Source organism: Pseudomonas sp. SJZ078 (assembly GCF_007828255.1).
Lineage (GTDB): Bacteria > Pseudomonadota > Gammaproteobacteria > Pseudomonadales > Pseudomonadaceae > Aquipseudomonas.
Window position 1 is genome coordinate 1 of record NZ_VIUG01000050.1, and the last position, 21698, is coordinate 21698.

At 56.1% G+C, this 21698-nt stretch carries 17 protein-coding genes and 2 pseudogenes; 13 read left to right on the forward strand and 6 right to left on the reverse strand.

Features of this window, described 5'->3' with window-relative positions:
- Positions 1-153 precede the first annotated feature (153 nt).
- The 12 genes and pseudogenes from tssF to istB all read left to right on the forward strand — a co-directional run bounded on the left by tssF (position 154) and on the right by istB (position 14054).
- A complete protein-coding gene (gene tssF, locus FBY02_RS26665; RefSeq protein WP_256662573.1) occupies positions 154-1368 on the forward strand; it encodes a type VI secretion system baseplate subunit TssF in 1215 nt (404 codons plus the stop codon).
- The gene (tssG, locus tag FBY02_RS26670) at positions 1353-2342 is read left to right on the forward strand and encodes a type VI secretion system baseplate subunit TssG (RefSeq protein WP_144931336.1); all 990 of its coding nucleotides are present in this window, start codon (positions 1353-1355) and stop codon (positions 2340-2342) included. The genes tssF and tssG overlap by 16 nt, the downstream gene beginning before the upstream one ends.
- Positions 2335-2478 (forward strand): hypothetical protein, encoded by a 144-nt coding sequence (locus tag FBY02_RS28190; RefSeq protein WP_178115391.1) that lies wholly within the window; start codon positions 2335-2337, stop codon positions 2476-2478. Before tssG ends, FBY02_RS28190 begins: the two co-directional genes overlap by 8 nt.
- A 16-nt stretch (positions 2479-2494) precedes the next feature.
- Complete coding sequence (locus tag FBY02_RS26675; RefSeq protein ID WP_178115392.1) at positions 2495-2884, forward strand: DUF4280 domain-containing protein; 390 nt, start codon at positions 2495-2497, stop codon at positions 2882-2884.
- 14 nt (positions 2885-2898) lie between these two features.
- Positions 2899-5208 carry a type VI secretion system Vgr family protein gene (locus tag FBY02_RS26680; protein WP_144931338.1) on the forward strand — a complete coding sequence of 770 codons (2310 nt, stop codon included), beginning with the start codon at positions 2899-2901 and terminating at the stop codon, positions 5206-5208.
- On the forward strand, positions 5192-5719 hold the full coding sequence (gene tssJ / locus FBY02_RS26685; RefSeq protein WP_144931340.1) for a type VI secretion system lipoprotein TssJ: 528 nt from the start codon (positions 5192-5194) through the stop codon (positions 5717-5719). Before FBY02_RS26680 ends, tssJ begins: the two co-directional genes overlap by 17 nt.
- A 1-nt stretch (position 5720) precedes the next feature.
- Positions 5721-7061 carry a type VI secretion system baseplate subunit TssK gene (tssK, locus tag FBY02_RS26690; RefSeq protein ID WP_144931342.1) on the forward strand — a complete coding sequence of 447 codons (1341 nt, stop codon included), beginning with the start codon at positions 5721-5723 and terminating at the stop codon, positions 7059-7061.
- Positions 7058-8254 carry a type IVB secretion system protein IcmH/DotU gene (gene icmH, locus FBY02_RS26695; protein ID WP_144931344.1) on the forward strand — a complete coding sequence of 399 codons (1197 nt, stop codon included), beginning with the start codon at positions 7058-7060 and terminating at the stop codon, positions 8252-8254. The genes tssK and icmH overlap by 4 nt, the downstream gene beginning before the upstream one ends.
- Before the next feature lie 35 nt (positions 8255-8289).
- Positions 8290-10548 (forward strand): ImcF-related family protein, encoded by a 2259-nt coding sequence (locus FBY02_RS26700; RefSeq protein WP_256662572.1) that lies wholly within the window; start codon positions 8290-8292, stop codon positions 10546-10548.
- 65 nt (positions 10549-10613) lie between these two features.
- Complete coding sequence (locus FBY02_RS28530) at positions 10614-11576, forward strand: type VI secretion IcmF C-terminal domain-containing protein (protein WP_256662571.1); 963 nt, start codon at positions 10614-10616, stop codon at positions 11574-11576.
- 191 nt (positions 11577-11767) lie between these two features.
- Positions 11768-13277: pseudogene (istA, locus tag FBY02_RS26705) on the forward strand (IS21 family transposase).
- A gap of 21 nt (positions 13278-13298) precedes the next feature.
- Positions 13299-14054 (forward strand): IS21-like element ISPsy14 family helper ATPase IstB, encoded by a 756-nt coding sequence (gene istB / locus FBY02_RS26710; protein WP_144931346.1) that lies wholly within the window; start codon positions 13299-13301, stop codon positions 14052-14054.
- A gap of 194 nt (positions 14055-14248) precedes the next feature.
- Here the strand turns inward: istB and FBY02_RS26720 are convergent, their stop codons facing one another.
- From FBY02_RS26720 to FBY02_RS26730, 3 genes are all read right to left on the reverse strand, one after another.
- Positions 14249-15073 carry an alpha/beta fold hydrolase gene (locus tag FBY02_RS26720; RefSeq protein ID WP_144931348.1) on the reverse strand — a complete coding sequence of 275 codons (825 nt, stop codon included), beginning with the start codon at positions 15071-15073 and terminating at the stop codon, positions 14249-14251.
- 246 nt (positions 15074-15319) lie between these two features.
- Positions 15320-15757 (reverse strand): response regulator, encoded by a 438-nt coding sequence (locus FBY02_RS26725; RefSeq protein ID WP_178115393.1) that lies wholly within the window; start codon positions 15755-15757, stop codon positions 15320-15322.
- 325 nt (positions 15758-16082) lie between these two features.
- The gene (locus tag FBY02_RS26730) at positions 16083-16907 is read right to left on the reverse strand and encodes an NAD(P)-dependent oxidoreductase (RefSeq protein WP_144931353.1); all 825 of its coding nucleotides are present in this window, start codon (positions 16905-16907) and stop codon (positions 16083-16085) included.
- Positions 16908-17099: 192 nt separating this feature from the next.
- On the opposite strand from FBY02_RS26730, the gene FBY02_RS26735 reads away from it, so the two are divergent.
- On the forward strand, positions 17100-17438 hold the full coding sequence (locus FBY02_RS26735) for a hypothetical protein (RefSeq protein ID WP_144931355.1): 339 nt from the start codon (positions 17100-17102) through the stop codon (positions 17436-17438).
- Positions 17439-17592: 154 nt separating this feature from the next.
- Here FBY02_RS26735 and FBY02_RS28925 read toward each other — a convergent pair.
- The 3 genes and pseudogenes from FBY02_RS28925 to FBY02_RS26750 form a co-directional block, all read right to left on the reverse strand.
- A pseudogene (locus FBY02_RS28925) lies at positions 17593-19003 on the reverse strand (PhoPQ-activated pathogenicity-related family protein).
- Positions 19004-19504: 501 nt separating this feature from the next.
- Positions 19505-19777 (reverse strand): hypothetical protein, encoded by a 273-nt coding sequence (locus FBY02_RS26745; protein WP_144931357.1) that lies wholly within the window; start codon positions 19775-19777, stop codon positions 19505-19507.
- 625 nt (positions 19778-20402) lie between these two features.
- Positions 20403-21653, reverse strand: a complete 1251-nt coding sequence (locus FBY02_RS26750; protein WP_144931359.1) for an EAL domain-containing protein — start codon at positions 21651-21653, stop codon at positions 20403-20405.
- Positions 21654-21698 lie beyond the last annotated feature (45 nt).

Below are 21698 nucleotides of genomic sequence, written 5' to 3' on the forward strand. Positions count from 1 at the left end.
CCAGTTTGATGTAGAGCTTGACCGCTCGGATACGGTCTTCGTATGAATACATGAACTACCTCCAGGTAGTCCAAGATTTCCGCCGCATCCCCCTTTACCGAGATATCACTGACCCGGTCTGACTCCCCGCGAACCACTATCTTTGGTGGTTTTGTGCCGATTCTAAGGTGGGTTAGTCTTACGTCAGCACATGGGGCAATTCGGCATTGGCGCCAACAGTCCGCGGCCATCCACTCGGACCAAGGCCCCGCCGGCCATGCCGGATTTAGCTTGTTAAAGCGCTTTCTGGCATTTCCCGAGGGCCATCGTTTCATTGACCTCCGCGGTCTAGGGCCAGCCGTCCGGCGCTGTGGCGAGGACAGTCTGGAGCTGGTGATCCTGTTAGCGCCGTTGTCTAACCCGTTGCCTGCCGGTATTGATCGATCGCTGTTCGCCCTGTTTTGCACCCCGGTGCAGAACCTCTTCAGAAAACGCACCGAGCGAATCAATCTGGTGCAACACACCCAAGACATTACCCTGTTGGTCGACCCCTCGAACCCCTTGGCTCATGAGGTGCATCAAGTGCTCGAGGTGCACGGCTACCTTAGTGGCACTCGCGAGCGCCAACGTTTCGTCCCGCTGTATTCACCCCAAGTACATGCCAGCGATGGAACCATCGCCGGCTTTTTTCAAGTGCGCCGTACGCCCAGCCGGGCGACTCCCGGTACGATGAATGGCCAACGCCCCTATGTAGGCAGCGATGTGTCGATTGCCCTGGTTGATCCGCGCCATCCGCCTTTTCACCCGGCTCTACATCAATTGGCAGCTGAGGTGCTGTGTTCCAACCGTGACGTGGCACAACACACTCTATTTGGCAAAGGCAAAACCGATTTTGTCCTTGAGGTCGCAGCACCGGTCTTGGCGATTCGCTGTGTGGCCGGGCCTTCGAGCCCGCTAGCGGTACCGACGTCGGGCGATGGCCCGTGGCGCGCGATCCAGCACCTGTCACGCAACTACCTACCGTTAGCCAACGACGACGGACAGGCTGGGGCCAAGGCCCTGAGAGAGCTTTTGTCACTTTATATCACGGTCGATAATGAAGTGATGCAACGCTTGCTCGAGGGCATCGTCTCGTTGCAGGCTAAGGTCGTAACCCAGCGCTTGCCTGGCAGCGGGCCTGTGGCCTTTGGCCGAGGGGTGCAGTTGCACCTGACGTTGGATGACGCTGCCTGTGAGGGGATCGGGGCCTTTGTTTTTGGTGCAGTGCTAGATGCATTCTTCGCCCGCTATGCGGCGCTCAATGCCTTTACCCAGACGGTGCTGCACACACGGGGGCGAGGCATGATCATGCGTTGGCCGGCTCGAGGTAGCCAATGCACGAGCCTCTGAGTCCTTGGACTGAACTGCAACAGCACGCCTGGCGTTTTGACTTTTTTAGCGCCTTGCGCCGTATCGAGGGATTCAATCCAAAGGCCCCTCGGTTGGGAACTGCCGATCATCTGCATCAGGATCCTGTGCGCCTGGCACAGGCCGTATCACTGGCCTTCGAACCGAGTATGTTGCGCAATCTGCAACTGCGCGAGGGTTTGCCGCCGTGTCTAGCGGTGACGTTTTTCGGCCTGACCGGGGTCAATGGTCCGATGCCTTTGTCGTTCAGCGAAGACGCCCTGTCACGCCAAATTAACCACAATGACTTCGTGTTGACGCACTTTCTAGACATCTTCCATCACCGCTTGTTGTGCCTGCTGTACCGCAGTTGGGCCGTGACCCGGCCGGTAGTCTCGGCGGACCGTCCCGACGAGGACCGTTTCGCGGACTACGTGCAGGTCTTTGCTCCCCGTAGTGAATCCTATTACGCCAGCCAATACATAGATCAGCGAGGGAGCGCCGAAGGGCTGCTGGTGTTGTTGCGTGACTACCTGCAAGTACCGGTCAGCCTGCACCAGTGGCATGGGCGCTGGAGTGTCCTTGCGGCGGACGAGCAACTGCAGTTGGGTGCGGGCGGTGCTTGCTCGCAATTGGGCAATGCCGCGTTACTGGGGCGCCGGGCTTGGAATGTGCAACACAGCGTGCGCCTGAGCCTGGGCCCGCTGCGACTAGATAATTTTATGCGTTTTTTACCGGGCTCCGCAGTACTACGAAGGATGGTTCGGCTGGTCGACGACTACCTCGGAGGCAGTTTCGAGTGGGACCTACAGTTGCTGCTGTCAACGTGCGAAAAGCCTGCACTATGCTTGGGCGAAGATACCCCCCTGGGGATGGCTTCGTGGTTGTCCTGCACGAAAAAAAAACACCAGCTCCGTGCCTATGTGTTGAGCCCGGCTTGTATTAAACGACTTCAACAGGACCCCCTTCATGACTGAAATCAGCCGCGCCAAGCTTTTGGGTAAGCTCGACAACCTGGCTTTCCAGGCTATGGATTCCGTCTATTTTATGGGGTTCGTTTCTTATCAGGCCGGACGTCGTTTTCGTTGGTTCGGTGTCGCAGTTGGTTATTAATTTATTCAGGATTTCTATGCCAAATCAAGTTGTGATGGGCGCGGTATTGAGTTGTTCGTTTGGCGCGGCACCGGCTAAGTTAATGGTATTGCCGTCCAACCGATACTGCGTCGAAGGTCAGTTCGCTGCCAATATCATAGACCACAAGTCGATGGTTAATATCGCCTCGTTCGGGGTGTGCACGTCGATGGCTAATCCGCAGGTCAGCGCTGCAACTTCGGCGGCGATGGGGGTGTTGACGCCGATGCCCTGTGTCCCGATGACTACAGCGCCTTGGACACCAGGTGCGGCTAGGGGCCAGATCACAGGACAACCGGCGCTGCATAGCAAGTGCACCTGTTTATGTCAGTGGGCAGGGGTGATCAAGGTCGATCAGCCGGGCACTACTCGAACCATGATCGCCTGAGGTGCATGTCAGAGATGAGTGAGCTCTCAAGCCATGTGCGCGTAAAAAGTGGGCAGCCCCGTTGCGCCTTTACCGGGTTAATAGGTTCTCACGCCTGGTTGTTTGCCGGTCTTACGGGCGATGAAGGCCTGAGCCAGTTGTTCGAATACAAGGTCAATGTGCTCAGTCCAAACGGGGTGCTGCGTGCCAATGAGTTGTTGGGCAAACCGCTGGCGGTTCTTTTGCCATACGGGATAAACACCGATCTTGATGTGCGGGTTAAGGACGTGAGGTTTGAGAAAGACAGTGAGCAGCTCACTCGCGTGTTCGACCATCCGCTTGGGCCGGAGGGCCCTGTCCATGACCTCGATGCACCGTTTGAAGATCTGGCCCCCGAAGCGCTGCTTGAGACCAATATTAAGGTGCTATCCAGCAAGCCCCTTGAGCGCTCCCTGCCGGATGAGTCGGTGATGATGCGTACTCTGCATGCGTACATAGTCGGTTTCAAGCAGGTCGCTGATCAGGGCCGCATGCCTTGCTACGAGCTATTGCTGCGTCCGTGGCTATGGTTTTCCAGTTGCGCCAGTCATTGCCGGATTTTCCAGGACCAGTCAGTGGTTGATGTGCTTAAGACTGTGCTGGCCGACTATCCAGGTGAGGTGGAATGGGCCACCACAGAAAGTTATAACCCTCTTGGATATTGTGTTCAATACGGTGAAACCGATTTTGACTTTGTCAGTCGGTTGATGGAAAACGCCGGGATGTACTATTTCTTTCGCCACACGGTAGAGGGGCACTGTTTGGTGATTACCGACGCTAGTACGGTGCATAAACCGATCGACGGTGAAGGTCCCTTGCAGTGGCGCGCGGGCAATGACGCCTTGGTCCACAGTCTTTGGGGTTGGGAACCGCACCATACATTATGCACCGGCCGGATCAGTGCTACGGATTTCGACTTCACTAAGGCCAACACCCGGGAAGCTAGTGTACTGAAGGCTGAGGCGGCGGTTGCCATGGACCACGAGCAGACTGCTTATGAGCATTACCGTTATCCGGGACACTTCAACAGTTCGGCGGCTGGTGAGTACGTGACCAGAATCGAGGCTCAGGCCCTGAGTGCCGAACAACTGCTTGTCAGCACTACTGGCTGTGCGCCCTATTTGCCTGCAGGTGCTTGTTTTACCCTGAGTGAGCATCCCGATGACCGTCAGAACGTCCAGCACTTGATTGTTCGTGCACACCTGGATGCCTTTTGCACGCCTTCTAATTATGGGGTCAGCGCTCCGCGTTTTGAATGCAAAGTGACGGCGATGCCGAGCAATCGGCAGTACCGGGCACAATTTAATACTCTGCGCCAGAAAATTGCCGGTCCGCAGACAGCGTTTGTGGTTGGCAAGGAGGGCGAACCGCTGTGGGTCGACGAATTCGGGCGGATCAAAATTCAGTTCCACTGGGACAGGGGCGAGCAAAACAACGAAAACTGTTCGTGTTGGGTTCGGGTGGCGCAACCTTGGGCGGGCCAGAACCGAGGGGCCATTTTTTTGCCTCGGGTTGGTCAGGAAGTGCTGGTGGAGTTTCTTGACGGGAACCCGGATCGCCCATTGGTGACCGGCTGCCTATACAACGGAGGTATGCGTGCGCCCTATGAATTACCAGCGCAGGCTGCTCGCAGTGGTATCAAGAGCCAGTCACTGGGGGACGAAGACGTTTATAACGAACTGCGTTTCGAGGATAAGGATGGCGCCGAGCAGCTGTTGTTCTATGCTGGACGCAACCAAGACACCACCGTCGTCAACGACGCTCTCGAAAACATAGGTAACGAGCGGCACCTGATTGTGGGCGCCAGTTCGTTCAGCCAGATTGCCAAGGACTCCCATGAGCAGGTTGGTGGAGATCACAACCGGCAGGTGGCGGCCGACCATTCGCTGGAAGTCGGTGGCGATCACAACCTCCAGATCAAGGGGGGGCATTCCCTGGAGGTCGGTGGCGACCAGCAGAGTGCGATTACCGGAGCTCATTCCTTGGAGGTCGGTGCCGACAGTGATGCCAAGGTGGGTGGTAAGTTCAAGCTGGGGGCCAGTAGTGTCGACCTCAAGAGCAGCAAGACCATTACCCTGGAGGCAGGTCAAACCCTCACCCTAAAGGCTGGAGAGAGTACCTTGGTGCTGGGTCCAAAGGGCGTGTCGATTAATGGCACGTTGGTGACGATCGACGGCAAGAGCAAGGTCGACATCAACAGTGGAGGCGGCGGCAGTGCCAACTCCGCCGAGGAACCCAAACCGAAGAAACCCCAAAAAGCTAAGAAAGCCGAAAAGGCCAAGGAGGCCGATGATGGCCGTGATTGACGCTCGTACGCGCTGGTGCCGTGCAGGTGCAGGCAGTTTGGTGCTGGGCGTTCTGTTGCTACTGCAGGGGTGTCAGATGGTCGGCTGGTTCCAAGACCCGCCAGTACGTGATCCGCAAAAGACGCTGCACATGGAAGCCGCCCTTGATGCCAACCCGAACCTTTATGGTCGACCCTCGCCTTTGATGCTCACGGTCTATCAACTGAGTGACGCCAAAACGTTTCTTAAGGTCGATCTGTCGCGCCTGGGTAGTGCTGATCAGCAGCCAACGGATAGCGCTTGGCTGACACGCGAGACTTTCCAGTTGAGTCCCGGCGAGCTGAGGATACATCGTTTTGTACCTGCACTTGGAGTGCGCCTGCTGGGTGTGGTTGCCGAATACCGCGACCTGGATAACGCCCAATGGCGAGCCGTGGAGGTGTTTCAGGCCCAGAGCCCGGTGACGCTGAACGTTACGGTTGCACGTGATGCGGTGTCGATTCAGGCAATTCCAATACTAGAGACTCCCTAAGATGTTCAGTAACGACAAAGTAGTCTGGTCGGAAGGCATGTTCCTCCAGCCGCAACATTTTCAGCAGCACCAGCGCTACCAGCGCGGCCAGTTGACCCAAGGTCTGCAAGCGATTCATCCCGGTACCTGGGGCTTTACCGCACTGAAGATTGACCCAGCACAGCTGGCTATGGGCCGAATTTGCCTTCTCGAGTGTGCAGGGATCCTGCCCGATGGCACGTTGTTCGACTTGGATACCCAAAGCCTGGCCCTTGCAAGTTTTGTCGTGCCTGAAGGTGCACGCGATCTGGAGGTAGTGCTCGCATTGCCGATGACCAGCGCATCCACCACCGAGGTCGTGCGCGAACCTGGCCCCGATAGCCTAGCTCGCTACCGTCTAGTCGAGGTTCAGGTGTCCGACAGCAATGCCGACGGCGCAGAACAAGCGACCCTGCAACTGGCCCAACTCAATCTGCGGTTGGCGCGTCAACAGGACGTCGCACGATCCCACGAATACTTGGGCACAGTGCGGGTGTTGGAGCGCAGCCCGAGTGGGCAGGTCTGTCTTGACGAGGCGTTTATCGCGCCGGTTCTGAGTTGGCGCCTGGCCCCCCAGCTGGCCGCGTTCGTCGATGATTTCCTAGGGCGGGTCAAGCAGCGCGGCTACATGCTGTCGAATAATATGGGAGTACCAGGGCTTGGTGGTGTTGCGGAAGTACAACATTTTTTGATGCTGCAGACGATTAATCGAGCCGAAGTAATACTTGCCCATCTGGCCGTCTACCCGGGCCTACACCCTGAGACCCTCTACCGTGAGTTGCTCAGTCTGGCCGGCGAGTTGTCGATTTTCTTCGAGGCCAACAAACGTCCGAAAAGCTACCCAGCCTACCGTCATGACCGACTCGCCGAAACCTTTGAGCCGGTCCTTAAGGACTTGGTCTACACCCTTAGTGCGCAGGCAGGGACCGATGTAGTGCCGCTGACGCTTACTGATCGTGACCATGGCATTCGCTTTGCTGCAGCGCTCGACGGCGGGCTGTATGCCTCGGCACGCTTTGTGCTCGCGGTGCGGGCCCAGGTGCCCGATGAGGAGTTGCGCAAGACCTTCCCAGTATGCTTAAAAATTGGGCCCATAGAGCGCGTTGCTGACCTGGTCGAGCTGCAATTGCCTGGGCTTGATGTTTGTGTACTTCCAGCGGCTCCGCGTGAGCTTCCGTACTACGCCGGCTTTAGTTACTTCGAGCTGCAAAGCGATAGTCCTCTGTGGCAAGAGCTTAAAACCAGCGCCGGTTTCGGTCTGCATGTGGCCGGTGATTTTCCGGGCCTGCAACTGGCCTTCTGGGCGATCAAGGAGCCTCAATGACCCGCCTCCTTCCCTACCTTAAAGCACGCTTTCGCAGGGCATTCCGGTCCCGCACGCAACAGCTACCTGAAGCCCTGCCACCCTTGAACAGCGATAGACTGGCTCAGCGTGCCAGCGACCTGCTGTATGAAGTGGTGCTGCTGCGTGGGTTGGAGCAGGCTCCGGACCTCAATGAGCTGCGCGCGCGTCTGGTGACCCAGATACGAACCTTTCATCGCCAAGCGCTCGACGACGCCACTCCCGCGGCCACGGTGGAGCGTGCGCAGTATGCGATTTGCACCCTGCTCGATGAAACCATATCCGGCTCCGAATGGGGGCGCGGCGGGTGGTCAAAGCATAGCTTGTTGATGATCTTTCATGGACAGACCTCGGGCGGTGACGGGTTCTTCGCCTACCTAGACTCAGCCGAGCTAAAACCTCAGGAAAACTTGGCATTGCTCGAGCTGATGTACCTATGTCTAGCCCTCGGCTTGGAAGGTCGCTATCGAATTCAAAGCGAGGGCCGGGCTGCCCTGGCGGTACGGCGTAACCAGCTGTTTGAAACCATTCGCCTGCAGCGTGGCTATTTACCCAAGGCGCGCTTGGATGAGCACTTGCGCTCCTGGAGTCGCGGCTACTTCAACCGACGGCGTCACTTATGGTGGGGCTGTGGGGTGCTGTTAGTGGCCCTCGCGTCGGGTTTGGCGTATCACCTGGAAAGCCGCTCGTACCAGACTATGGTGCGTTTGCAGGCACTCGAACAAGCACCGCTGATTACGCTGACCCAACAGATGGCCGAGCAGCTTTCGGCAGACTTGCGCGCGGGTCGTTTGAACTTGTTAGAGGATGGCCAGGGCGTGCGAATGATCATCAGCTCCTCTGGGCTGTTCGCCCCCGGCAGTAGCGAGGTCGCGGCGCCCTACCAGCCGGTGTTGCGCCGCATTGCGGCGGCGCTGGACCAGTGGCCGGGTCAGATAAAGGTGGTCGGGCACAGCGACGACACACCAGTGGCCAGGCGTCTGATCTCCAACCAGGCGCTGTCCCTGGCCCGTGCCGAAGCGGTTCTGCGCTGGTTGGTGAGCGAGCAACTCGACCCATCGCGCTTTTTCGCTGAGGGCCGTGGCGAGTTTGAGCCGTTACTTGCTAATGACAGCCCGGACAACCGAGCACGCAATCGTCGCGTGGAAATCTTCGTATACCCCGCCGGGTACTAGCTCTCCTTGTTCTCTTGATTGTGGATATTACCGTCATGCTGCGCGCCTTGAAAACCATGTTGCGCGCCTCACCGTTGCTGCTGGGGCTGCTTTTAACGATGTATCTGATCATTGGTCATGGCCACCGCCTGGCTGTGGATGGTCATGCGCCATTGGCCGGCCTAGGTTCGCGATGGCTGCTCATTGGGTTGATCGCCCTGTTGGTACTGCTGGTGTACTGGCTGCGCCGGCGGGCGGACAAGATAACCGCACCTAAGCCGATCGACAACACCGTTCCTAGTGAAGAGGGGTTTGCGCGTGGGCTAGCGTTGCGCGAGCGATTACACGCTTGGCGTCAGCGCGAGGGCAGAAAGTTGCCGGGTTTCTTGCTGATTGGCCCGGCCGGCGTTGACAAAGGACCTTTGCTTGGTTTGCCGGGCGGCACTGAATATGACCTGCGGTGCAGTGCTGTAGGCGGTTTTTCGTTGTACGACATCAGTGGCTCGCTGCTGAATCAGCGTCAACCCGAAGACGCCCGACTGTGGCGATTGTTGCTCGATGAGCTGCAGCAAACCGCCGTGGGCGAACGGCAACCCCGTGGCGTGGTACTGGTACTTAGTGCCGAACAACTGCTGTGCGCAAGCGCTGCCGAGGGCGACCTACTGGCCTTGACCCTGCACACGCGTCTTGAAGAGCTGGCCCGGCGTTTCGGCAATGCCCTGGCCGTGCAGGTGATTATCAGCGGCTGCGAACAGCTACCCGGTTACAGCGCCTCACTGGCCTGGATGGCGGCGGATCAGCGTGAATTGAGTATCGAGTTCCCGCCGGCCACTCGTAATAGACACCTGCTGGCCAGTCTTGGCCAGCGCATGAGCGGGTTGATTTCCGGCCTCGAAAGCGGCCAGTACGAGCGCCTTCAGCGTGAGCCGGACGTCCAGGTGCGGGGAACGCTGTATGGGTTTTCGCCGATGTGGCGGGTCTTTTCGGCGACTTTGCAAGGGTTCCTGGAAACCGCCTTTGGCCAGGAGCGGGGGGTTGCCCAAGTGGCCCTGCAGTCACTCCGTTTCAGCGCCCAGCCGGCCACCGTTGAGGTGACGGCACCTGCATTATTGCGCGCCTTGCAAGCCTGTCGCCGATCCGGTCGTCTGCGCACCCCGCTGCGACAAACAATGGCTTGGTGGCGGCCGCGAGCACACTACCTGGTACTGGCAGTCAGTCTCTTGATCAGTCTCCTGTTGCTCAACCTGTACCGCGATCAGAGTCGTCGGCTGGAACGCGTCGACCGGCACATCGATGCGTTGCAACAAGGGACAGGCCCGGTCAATCCGGGTGTACTTAGCGTCGGAGCACTACTTCGTCTCGATCGGTTGGCCGACGTCGAGCAGCTTATCGATCAATGGTGGCTGCCTTGGGCGGTTGATCGACAACTGCACAGCCGGACGACTCAGCTCTATGATCAGGGTTTGCAGCAGTTGTTGCTGCCGGATGTGTTGCAAAGATTGAATAATTCTTTGCGCGCACCGTCGTCCGCTGACGAAGCATCACTGCGCCAGAGTCTGGGACTGTACCTGATGCTCGGTGGTGAAGGCCGTTTCGATGCTCAGGTCCTGCGCGAGTGGTATGGCCAGACTCTGCGCAAGCACGCGGGGAGTGCATTGAGTGACGCGCAGTACTGGAGACTTGACGGCCACTTGCAACGCCTGCTCAAACACTTGGCGCAGGTTGCTCCCCTGTCGTTGGATCGCGTGCTAATCGAGCAGGCGCGTGAGCAGCTTGCTGCTCAACCCTTGGCCCAGCGTCTGTATCGACAGCTGTTTGAGCAATTGAGTCGGCACTCGCTAGCGGACTTTAGCATCGTATCCGCTCTCGGCGCACAGGGGTTATTGCTGTTTGACCGACGCAGCGGCGAGCCGTCGAGCCGAGGTGTGCCCGGGGCTTTCAGTGCGGTGGGTGAACAACAACTGCGGCACTTACTCGATCCGTGGCTGGCTGCCGAGTTGGAGCAGGAGTATCGACTCATGGGGTGGGACCGGGCATTGGAGGCTGCGCCCCTCAAACAAGAAATTCTCGCCCTTTACCATTCGGCCTATATCGATCATTGGCAGGGCTTTTTCGACGACTTGCAACTGGTCGGTCTAGACCAGGTCGAGCATGTGCCGCGGCGCTTGTTGCAGCTGGCGCAGGACGACTCGCCGATACTGGGGTTGATGCAGGCAGCGGCGCGCGAAACCAATCTGCAACGCCCACACTGTCTCAGGGGTGGCTGCGCCTTGCACAACAGCGAGGCACGCGCCTACAGCAGCGGGTGGGGCTGATCGACGCCGAGCCGCAACCCAGGATGGAGCCAGAGCCACATCCGGTAACCCAGCATTTTCGCTCCTTGCATCAATGGGTGGCTGTCTCGGGCGGCGTGGCCGCCACTGACCCTTTGCGCAGTGTTATGAGGGACACCGCGCAGTTCATTCAAGCCGGGCAAAAAGCCTCTGCCTTAAAAACACCTTTGCCTGCCAATGATGCGCTGCAGCGTTTGCAATATGAGGTTGAGCGGTCGCCCTTGCAGCTCCAGCCATTGCTGCAAGATGTGGTCGAAATCAGTCAGAACTTGTTACAGCAGCACAGCAGGCAGTCGCTGCAGGTCGCTTGGGCTAGCGAGGTAGGGCCATTCTGCGAGCGGGCACTGGGTGGGCGCTATCCGTTCGAGGCCAACTCGTCGAATCAGGTCTCCCTAGAAGATTTCAATCGGCTGTTCGCTGGTGACGGCGTGCTGCAAGGGTTTGCCGAGCAGCATCTGGCCGGACAACTCGATACCCATTCTCGGCCGTGGCGCTTGTCCAGCCAGGCCTCGTCCGGGCTTGTCGGCGCACCGGTGTTGGCCGCTCTTGAGCAGGCCGCGCAGTTGCGTGAAGCTTTTTTTTCAGTGGGACAAAATCAAGCAGGCTTCGATTTCGAGGTTAGTCCACTTACCATGAGCGAACACATTGCCGAGTTCAGCCTTAGCGTTGATGGCAAGCGTATGAGTTATACCCACGGACCGTTGCAGGCAGCGTTGTTCGCATGGCCGGGCAAAGCGCTGGGTGCTGAGGTACGGGCAAGCGTGACGCTGTTGGATGGCCGTACCCTGATTCGTAAGACTGAAGGTCCCTGGGCTTGGTTCCGTCTGTTGGACCAGGCACGGATGGTGCCCGCTGAGGACTCTGAAGTCCGGCACCTTATTCTGGATTTCGAAGGTAACGAAGTACGCTTGCAACTGCGCGTCGGACGGGTAGGGGCGCCGTTCAATCGCCAGAGCCTGGGCCGCTTCCAATGTCCTGCGGCAACTGAGTTAGCTGGCATTGCAATCTGAGCTAGGGAGTAGGAGTCAAGCTGCAACACCTCACCCCCAGGATATAACCTTATGGCCACTGATTCCACGGTGATCCGGCCACCCATTCCACAGCCATCCGGCCACCCTTAAGGCAGGCAGCAGCGCAGGATTAATTCACTACCATCGACCTCTTTTATCGAAGCAGAGAGGTCGTCGTGGAGCGGTTATCCATGCGTAAGATTCAAGAAGTGCTACGTCTCAAATTCGAGGTCGGCCTATCTGCCCGCCAGGTCGCTATCAGCTTGCAAGTAGGTCGAGCTAGCGTCGGTGAGTACCTCAATCGCTTTGCTGCCAGCGGCCTTACCTGGCCCTCTGCGCTGACTGACGCCGAGTTGCAACGGCATCTTTTTCCGCCGCCGCCCGCTGTCCCCAGTGATCAACGTCCGGTACCGGACTGGGTTCATGTCCATGCCGAGTTACGTCGCCCCGGCGTAACGCTGGCTTTGCTTTGGCAGGAATATCGGCTCGCTCACCCGCAAGGCTTCCAATACAGCTGGTTCTGCGAGCACTACCGCCTCTGGGCTGCCAAGATCGATGTGGTTATGCGTCAGGAACATCGCGCCGGCGAAAAGCTGTTCGTCGATTACGCTGGCCAGACCGCGGCGGTCATCGACCAGCGAACCGGCGAGATCCGTCAGGCCCAGATATTCGTCGCCGTGTTGGGGGCATCTAGCTACACCTTCGCCGAAGCCACTTGGTCGCAGAAACTGCCCGACTGGCTGGGCTCGCACGCCCGCTGTTTTGCTTTTTTCGGTGGTACAACGCAGATCCTGGTGCCCGATAATCTGCGCAGTGGCGTGACCAAGGCGCACCGTTACGAGCCGGATATCAACCCCAGCTACCGCGACTTGGCCGAGCATTATGGCGTAGCCGTATTACCTGCTCGCTCGCGTAAGCCCAAGGACAAGGCCAAGGTCGAAGTCGGTGTGCAAGTGGTCGAACGTTGGATCCTGGCGGTGCTGCGCAACCGCCAGTTCTTCTCCTTGGGCGAACTCAACACAGCCATCGCGCTGCTCGTGGATCGCCTTAATCAGAAGCCCTTCAAGAAGCTACCGGGCTCACGCCGTTCTGCCTTTGAGGGCATCGACCAACCGGCACTGCAAGCGCTGCCGGAACACCCATACGTTTACGCTGAATGGAAAAAGGTACGGGTGCACATCGACTACCACGTCGAGGTCGACGGCCATTACTACTCGGTGCCGTACCAGCTGGTGAAGCACCAACTCGAAGTGCGGCTAACCGCTAAGACCGTCGAGTGCTTCCACGCCAACCAGCGCGTGGCCAGCCACCTGCGCTCGCTGCACAAAGGTCGCCACACCACCCAAACCGAGCACATGCCCAAGAGCCATCGCGAACATGCCGAATGGACGCCGCAGCGACTGATCCACTGAGCAGACCGGGCCCAACACTGCTGGTGTCATCGCCTACATCCTCGAACGCCGAATCCACCCGCAGCACGGCTTCCGTGCCTGCCTGGGGATCCTGCGCCTGAGCAAACAGCACGGCGAAGAGCGGCTGGAAGCCGCTTGCCAGCGTGCGCTGGCACTGGGTGCATGCAGTTACAAAAGCCTCGAATCGATCCTGCGTCAAGGACTGGAGCGACTGCCGCTAGCCCAGCAAACCCTGCCGCTGCTGCCCGAAGAGCACATCAACCTTCGTGGCCCCGGCTACTACCACTGACCTGAAAAAAGGAGCACCAAAATGCTGCCCAACCCGACACTCGACAAGCTACAAACCCTGCGCCTGCACGGCATGATCAAGGCGCTTGGCGAGCAACATGCCACACCGGATATCAACGATCTGGGCTTCGATGAACGCCTTGGCCTGATGGTCGACCGCGAGCTGACCGAGCGCGAAGATGCACGACTGACGACTCGCCTCAAAGCCGCACGACTGCGCCATAACGCCTGTCTGGAAGACATCGACTACCGCAGCCCTCGTGGTTTGGACAAGGCCTTGATCCTGCAACTGGGCAGTGGCCAATGGCTACGCGATGGCCTGAACCTGATCATCGGCGGCCCGACTGGCGTGGGTAAAACCTGGCTCGCCTGCGCGCTGGCCCACAAGGCCTGCCGCGACGGTTACAGCGTGCGCTACTTGCGCCTGCCGCGCCTGATGGAAGAACTGAGCCTGGCCCACGGCGACGGCCGCTTCGCGAAACTGATGGCGGGTTATGCCAAGACCGACTTGCTGATCCTGGACGACTGGGGTCTGGCGCCGTTTACCGCTGCGCAACGGCGCGACATGCTCGAACTGCTGGACGACCGCTACGGCAACCGCTCGACGCTAGTGACCAGCCAGATGCCGGTGGACAAATGGCACGCGCTGATCGGCGATCCGACCCTGGGCGATGCGATCCTCGACCGGCTGGTGCACAACGCTTACCGCATCGAACTGAAGGGCGAATCGATGCGCAGACGCGCAACGAAATTGACGGCGACAGAGACTTCAGACTAACAATGCAAACCTGCGTCGCTGCGCTCCGACTGCCTGGCCGGATGAGCGTGGAACAGGTGGCCGGATGCTGGTGGGCTGGGTGGCCGGATGGCGTGGAATCCGCACTCAGGCTTCTCCGGTGAGATAGCGCGAGTTCCGCGCAGCTCCCAGCCAACCTCTAGCGGGCTTCGTTCTGTCGTAATGCACTTCAAGATTCAATTTGATTTTTGTATCTTGCTAGCCAAAAAATCAAGCAGTTTGTCGGTAACGAACTGGGGGTTTTCCAGGTTGGAGATATGTCCTGCTCTTGGCACTAGCGCGTATGGACAACCAATCAAGCTCGCCATCTCTTCGGTTTCGTAAGGAGGTCTTGGTATGTCTTGCTCTCCGCACATGACCAGAGTTGCTTCCGCGTCTAGCTGGTTAAGAAGTGGAAGCAAATCATTACGGCCGAATATCATTCGCCCCAACGGAACGATACTCTGGCGCAAGCGTTCAGCCGACAGAGACGCGAGCGAATCGCGAAATCCCTGATAGAGCGGCAGATTACGATTGATCTCAGGGTGAAAGAACATTGGGGCGATCACATCAAGAAGCTCAGGGTTAATGACTCCTTCATCTTCTATTTGCTTGAGTAATGAAAAATAATATTGTTTTGCAGACTCTGGCTCTGCCCCGAGATAGGTGTCCATTAGCACCAAGCCACTAATGCGCGTAGGCTCTGCCAGAGCCAGCCTAGCTGCCCACATTCCCCCTACGGATAGTCCGATCACGCTACAATGCTGGGCATCCAGATAATTGAGTAGGGCTAGGGCTTGGCGCGATAGGTCATCCAAGGTCAAGGTCGTTAAGGGGAGTCTGCCTGATGCTCCGTGTCCCCATAGGTCCGGCACAATCACACGATAGTGTTGCGACAAAGCCTCAATCTGCGGCGCCCACATGGAGTGGTCCCACAGATAGCTATGTCCAAACAATATGGTATGACCGCTACCTTGTTCAGAGTAGTGAAGTGGCTGTCCATCAATATTAATAACAGGCATCGAAATATCTCCTTCGTCCATTGATAATTGTTCTGCGAATATCGTCGCATAGTGCCGGTCAGAGAAAATTCGTTTCAGTTTTTAGTAGGGGGATCCCAAGCGAAATATAAAGCAGATAAGGCGCTAAAATTGCTATTTTAAGTAAGTAATAAGATAAGTGTTTTAAGTTGATGATAGGGTCTATAACGTAGGTTGTCTCAATCGTAGGTGGTTGTAGAGGTGGTTGAGCTTGCCGTTAGTGACTCCTCAAAGATTTTTCGCGATATCAGAACATTCAAGCGTACTGGATAGTTTTACCGGATAGCCCGTGCTCTTTCGTTTGAACTGCCGCAGCAATGCTTCCAATAGCTCCATGGGCAGTGGCTTGCCAAGGTTGCCTAGGAATTGCAACCCAAGATAACCAGCCATCTGAGCAACCCCTTGGTGTAAAGCAGTATCAACCTCATTAGTAATAATGACCGCCTGAATCAGATTTGCTTTGCATGCGCGACGAAGAAATATTACAGGCATATGCAAATCGCAAACTACAATATCAATACCTCCTACTGCTGCTAGCTCAGCCAATGCCTCTTCGCCATTCTGGGCTTCAAGTACATATGTAACTCCGGAGTTTTTCAGCGCTGCGACCGTCAGAGCCCGCTGAAACGGGTGACTATCGAGCACTAACACTTTCAACTGTAACATACACATTTGTCTCACGACCGAGCAATCTTAAGACCTTATGCAGCGGTGTGCATGGCGGATGTCAGGCGGTTCTCTGCTTGATGTAGGAAACTTCCTTTGGAGCGGTCAAGCTGCACGCTGCTGCAAGCGCTGGAGAGGCAATGAGACTGTGGTGGAACAGCCTGCTCAAGGCGCGAACGCCATCACCGACATCGATTATCCCGAGCCTGTCTGCAGGCGTAGTAGACCAATTACAGCGGTCATGCCTTTCAATTAGAATAGGTAAGTTTCGCAAGCCATCTTCCAGGGATTGGTGCTCTTGCGAATGAACATTTCCGAGGCAGCGTCAATCCAAGAACAAATCTAGCACCAGCGAGCCGCCCTGCGGATCGTAGCGGTACTGATCGAACTCGGTCTGACCCTGTTCACGCAGCAGCTCTTCGTCAATCAGCAGACGGCCGGTGATATTGCGTCCGCTGCTGGAGAGGATCGCGTGACCGGCGTCGGCCATAATGGACGGGGTCCGGGCGCGCTTGAAGGCATCACGTCCGCCAAGTTCGAACTCGATGGCAGCGGTGGCGATAATAGTTCTGGGCCACAGAGAGTTGACGCTGATGCCGTACTTCTTGAACTCGTCGCTCATGCCGATGGTGAGCATGCTCATGCCGTACTTGGTGATGGTATACGGTGCATGTTGGGCAAACCATTGGGAGGACAGGCTGAGCGGTGGCGAGAGGTTAAGGATGTGGCCATTGCTGCTCTGCTTGAGGTAGGGTAGGGCGGCCTGGCTGCAGATCATCACCGCGCGGGTATTGATCTGATACATCAGATCGAAGCGTTTCGGCTCAAGGTGTTCGACTCCCGAGAGGCGGATGGCCCCCGCGTTATTGACTAAGGCATCGATACTACCGAAGTGTTCAGCGGCCTTACTCATGGCCTCACGCACCGCCTTCTCATCACGCACATCCAGCTGCAGGGGGAGTGCCTTGCCGCCGGCGGCTTCGACCTCTTCCGCCACACTGAAAATGGTGCCGGCAAGTTTCGGGTGGGCCTCGGCGCTCTTGGAGGCGATGACGATATTGGCGCCGTCAACGGCGGCGCGCAAGGCGATTTCGCGGCCTATGCCGCGACTTGCGCCAGTGATGAACAGAGTTTTACCGGAAAGGGACATTGCAATCTCCTGTTATTGTCTTTGGGCAGTTTTGCAGTTTTGCGAATGGATTCACCTCTATAGAAAAGCAGGTCATGACCTAAGCTTCTTCTATCTCAATCAGCAACTAGCTAGCAGCGCTTCGGCTGGTTGCCGCGTTGAATCAGGTTATCCAAGTTTTGGGCTCCATGCTTACAACTCAGGCGACCTTCAATGAAAGTTGCCAGGATCTGCATGCAGTTAAGACAATTAATCTTTATATTCATACAAGATTTTTCCTGGGTTTCTGTGGGATTTTTCTACACTTCGGAGGCGACTTTAAAGCTGAATGCTGCACCTGACCTGTCGCTGGATGTTGTTGCAATGCTTAAGCCAAAACTGGAGCTTGGCTGGCAGCCGCCGTATCCTGAGGACGTTACGCATGATGGGGGATCGTTTTTGGGGACTCTTTTAACGCAGTTTGGCTGGCTAAAAAGTACCGGAGAACGCTACGACAAACTTCCCAAAAATTTTGGCAGATTCATTCAGATCTGCGTGCGCTCCATTATCTAGCCCCCAACCTTGAGCCCAGCCCCCAACCTTGAGGCCAGCCCCTAACCATGAGCCCAGCCCCTAACCATGGGCTGACGGCGGCGACCATCGTTGCCAAGCTAGTGGCGGCTGTCACCACAAACATGGAGCTTTTGTTGCTGTGAGATGGAAGGATTTAGTGCTGATCTTTATCGCTTAGGGTCTTGCACGCGGGTTCGATGGCCGGCGGGGCCTGAGTCGGATAATGCTCGGGTAGCACCTGTACCGGTGTGGTCGTGATGAAGCCATCGGCGAAGGTTGCTTCGACGAAGGTCGCTTTCCAGCCACTCTTGGGTGAATCAACTAGCATTTGAGCGTTGAGCGGGCCGGAGAGCCTCACTGTTTCAGGAGTGTAACGCACACCGCACGGATATCGAAAATCCCGTGCAATCGGGTTTATTGCTGTCCATTGAGTGACTTGGATCGGTGCTTCAGAGAATTGCAACTCGATGGTGTGTGGCGAAAGGTGCGGATTCGAGCGCACTGAAATTGTCGGCAGGGGCAGTCCTGTTGCCAGCGATTGATGACTGGAATGAGCGAGTTCTCGATGAATTGACTGATGCCGTAGTGGCTGGCATTGGGGGCGACGCGCAAGGTTTTCGGTCCGGGCAATTGGTTGAAAAAAACCGCGTATTATCCGGTAGGAAAAAATCGTCACTACTGGCGTTGACGATGTATTTGGGGATCTCCAATCGATCAGCATAGCGCGTTCGCAGGTAACTCAGCGGATCTTCGATTTTTATCAGTCGTGCGAAATTTTCAGTGCTGATTAGTTGGGTAATGCCTTCATGATGGTAGGCAAAAAATGCCAGTGGCCAGTTCTTTCCATAGCTTTGATAGGTATGTTCAAGCACCTTATCCATGCCCAGCAAGTCGATGACGAAGGGCACGATGGCCTTGATCCGGTGATCGGCAATAGCTGCCAGCCAGGCGGCCCAGCCACGTTTGGAGGCGCCGCTGACGATGAAGTGATCTATCTGCCATGGTTTCAGTTCCTTTTGTGCGAGGTCCATTGCCTTGACCATCGACACCACCATTGGCAGGCGCACCGACATAAACGGAAGCTGAGTATCGAGAAACAGTTTCCAGCTATGTGCAACGCCGGCATCTTCGGTGCGAGAAATACCGTCGTCGGCATAGGTTAGGTATTGGTTCGGAATATTGCTGACTGAAATGACAATCGTACGAGTTTTTTTGGCTATTCCAAGTGCTTGGGCTTCTGTAAAATCTGTTGGTCCGGCGGAGCTCCTTTGGCCGTGGGCGTAGGGTGTCCCGTTATTGGCTACGAGCAACGCTTGGCCGTGCAGGGCATTGTCCGGTATATAGATGTCGACATCGTGTTTCCATTGCACTGGGCTGACCAAACCCTGTGGCGACCATTGTTGGGAGGCCAAATCGAAGCTGCGTTTCTCCACCCCCGGAAATAGTGTGCTCCCTTTGGCAGTGTAGATCAGTGGATTAAAGTCTTCCGCTTTCTTGTAGCAGGTGAGGATCTCACCGAAGTCTTGATTGCTGGCCTCGAAACACGCTTGGGCAGATGCATACACGGTGTCACTGGCGAACAGGCTGGGCAATCAGTGTAAGCAACGCGGATGGAGTACTGAATTGCATGAGAATCTCCTTGTCAGGCTGGAGCGATTGAGTCTGAGCGCAGTGTGAGTGCCGCCAACCGTCAGCTCCTCTGGTTAGGGCTATTGTTAAATTCTTCCGCTTTTCAGCCGATGGCTATGCTGGGTGAGATAGTAAGCACTGGGGTAATCTGTGGGATTACTTAGCCCTGAGGCCTGTTGAACAAGGGCTCAGGCCGATAGGGATAGAGAGTCACCTAGCTTTTGGTGTCATATTACTTTTATACAGGTCTCGCTACCACGTCCGCCCACACCCAGGGCATTTGTAATAGCGGGCACATAATCAGGCAGAAAATATGATTTATGGAGCGTGGTCGTATAGTTACCATTAGTGTCTTGATCATGGCTAATGAAGGCAGTCCCAACCCCACGATCAGTCGGAGCTGCTGGGTTGTCGTTGGCAAAGTACATGGCCAGAATTTAACCTTGTGCGGCTGCGAAACCAGAATAAAAAACAGAGCCACCGCCCGCTTCTACACTGAGTTTAAATTGATAGGCGCCAAAACTTTTTTCAAAGTGGCTGGCTTGTTCGTTAAGCGAGATGTCCAACGCTCCCAGGTAAGGTCCATCCTGATTGTCAAAACCCGTGCATCGATATTTGCCCGCTATATTTAAGAGGTCGTTGGGCTCTGCCACAGCAAAAGTACTGTACGAGAACAACAATGTTAGAAGAACAGTGGAGATGTGATGCATGCATAAGTCCTCTTATTAGTTACGTCGTCTGCTCAAACTGTCTATTGTTTTTGCACTTGCATTTATTAGGCTGGCATGGTGCGTCAGTCAATTATTACACGGCAGTTTGTGCAGGAGGGGAGCTGCAATTTCTGCGGTATGTGTAGGAAACTTCTCTGGGTGAGTTGCCTGAGTGTAGATTTAGTTATGACGAAATTTACTGTCGAAAGTCAAAACGGGCTGATCGCAGCGGAGGTAGATTTAGCAGAAAGCGCTCAGGTCGGACTAGCCGAGCGAAACCTATCCTTGGGCGGGTGCTGGAGCGAGATCCGGTAGTCGATGATAGCCAAATAGGTGGGTGCGCATGGTCACCATACAGGGCTCGTAATGTCGACGTTGCGGATGAACCACCGCTTCATCCACTGCTGGTACTCAGCGCAGATGAGGCGTTGGTAATTTGGCTTGGTAAGTGGCTCAGTAACGGCGTGGGGGCGCCATGACCCCAGTCATCAGGGCCTTGAGGACATCATGAGATAAGTTAGGATTCAGTGATGTCGCGAGATCTCCCTCACGATGAAATATTCAAGTGGGGTCGACGCAATACCAAGTAACATGCACTAGCAAAGCCCGGAGAAGAGTCGGTGTGTCAGGGGGAGGCAGGCCCCGTGAGACAAGGCGTCGCCCGGAGGGGCAGGTTCAATTGCGAGCTACTCATCCACTTCAAGGCGCAGCCAGCCATCATAGGGCGAGCATAGAAGTAACCTTGCCCCTGTGTGCATCCCATTGCGACCACCTGTTGGTGCTGTTTGACAGTCTCAATCCCCTCGACAACGAGGCTCATTCCCAGGGAATGGGCCAACATCTGCGTACTTTTGATTGCCGCTTTGTAACGTGGCTGACTATCTAGGTCGCGGACGAAAGCCTTATCGATCTTAAGTTCAGTGAACGGTAGCTGACACAGGCGCTGCATAGTAGAAAAGCCAGTACCGAAATCGTCGATTGCGAGGCCACAACCGAGCATCCGCAGACGTAGCAGATTCTCCAAGCTAGTTACAGAAGGCCTCAACAGGCCGCTTTCTGTGATTTCGAAGCTAATGCCGTGGCCACTCAACCCCCAGCATCGAAGCGTAGTTTTTATCTGTGGCACGAGACGAGCTCCGTCCAATTGGTCAGCATGTAGATTGAATGCCAGACACACCGGCATTCCTTTGCTCAGACACGCTCGACGAAATCGAAGTCCTTGCTCGAATAACTGGAAAAACAGCACATCCAGCAGCCCGCAGCGCTCCAGCACTGACATGAAGCTGATCGGAGAGAGCACCTCACCTGAGGGATGCCGCCAACGTGCCAATATTTCGAATCCAGTAACAGCACCGTTCATTAGGTCGACTTTCGGCTGATAGCAGGCTACGAACTCGTTGTTGCGAAGTCCCTGTCTTACATCGGCTTCGCTCGGTATGTCGATCAAGGAGGGCCGTGCCAGTGTGGATGTGGATTCCTGTTTTCCTGCTTCTTCCACTAATAGTCGTAATTGATCCAGCACGATCGGCTTCGGTAGTTCACCCAGTACGTCGAAGCCCAATAGAGCACCGATTTGTACCGCAGTCCGGCGCAGTTCATCGGGGAGACTACTGCAAATGATAACCTGTCCAACCATGTCGGATAGACTGATAATGCGTAGCAACTCGAGACCGTCCACATCATCCATGCATAGATCGCACAATAACAAGTCAACCCGACCTGTGCGTTTCAGCAGCGAAAGAGCTTCCGCACCAGATCCCGCCTCGAGAATCTCGCAATCATCGATTTGACGAAGCAAATTAACAGCCACGGATCGCTGGAATGGATGATCCTCCAAAATCAAGATACGTAAAGAAAACACCGTTAATTCATCCAATAATTAATAAAATCATCAGTGGATGATTTCAGCTTTCAATTGAAT